Source organism: Methylibium rhizosphaerae, from assembly GCF_006386545.1.
Lineage (GTDB): Bacteria > Pseudomonadota > Gammaproteobacteria > Burkholderiales > Burkholderiaceae_C > Pseudorivibacter > Pseudorivibacter rhizosphaerae.
On the sequence record NZ_SWAR01000152.1, the window covers coordinates 1 to 975 of the forward strand.

1 protein-coding gene is annotated in these 975 nt (G+C 68.4%); it reads left to right on the plus strand.

Annotation, left to right across the window (positions count from 1 at the left end):
* Positions 1-49: 49 nt before the first annotated feature.
* A partial coding sequence (locus tag E8D38_RS27875) for a calcium-binding protein (RefSeq protein ID WP_281286175.1) occupies positions 50-975 on the plus strand: 926 nt, incomplete at its 3' end.

Here is a 975-nt window from a genome sequence, read left to right on the forward strand (position 1 = left end):
CGATGCGCTGGGCTACGTGACGGAACTCACATACGACGGCGCATCCCGCGTGGTGGCGCAGCGCCGGTACGCCAAAGCGATCGACACCACGGCGCTGGGCACCCAGCCGTCGTCGTCCGCCATCGCACCGGAGCCCGGCGATGCCGATCGCGTCACCCGCAAGTTCTACGACGCGGTCGGCCTGCTGCGGGCGGAGCTGGATGCGGAGAACTACCTCACCGAGTACGTCCGTGATGCTGCCGGCCGGGTGATCGCCCAGACGCGATATGCCACACCCGTGGCTGGGCGGTTCATCCATGCTGCGGCCCTGACCGCGCAGCTCGAGGTGTTCAAGGCCGTCAACGAGGTCGCCGCTTTCACCGACCTGGTGGCGCTCATCCGCTCTGCGGAGCCGGCGCTCCGGGAAGGCGGCTTCGACGCCGTGGCGCTCCTGCGGGCCTGGACCCGGAATCTCGCGGCGGACGCGCCCATCCGCGCCACGCTCGCGTCGCTGGGTGTGCTGCTGTCCGGCAGCGGCACGGCTGCGTCAGACATCTATCTGGGCGACGGCAGCAACAACTCCTTCAGCGGTGGCTCCGACATCGACCGGATCGATGGCGGGGCCGGGAACGATTCGCTCAACGGCAACGCCGGCAACGACACGCTGGACGGCGGGGCGGGCAACGACACGCTGAGCGGCGATGCGGGAGCCGACACCTACCTGTTCGGTCTGGGCTCGGGCCAGGACACGATCAACAACTACGACAGCGACGCGCTGGGCACCAACGCCGACACCATCGTGCTGGGCGCCGGCATCACGCCAACGAACGTCACGCTCAGCCGTTCCGGCAGCAACCTGGTCATCAGCGTCAGCGGCACCGAAGACCGCCTGACCATCAACAGCTACTTCGTAACCGACGGCACCTCCCAGCACGCCGTCGAAACCATCCGCTTCGCCGACGGCAGCAGCTGGAGCATTGCGGACGTGAAGGCACG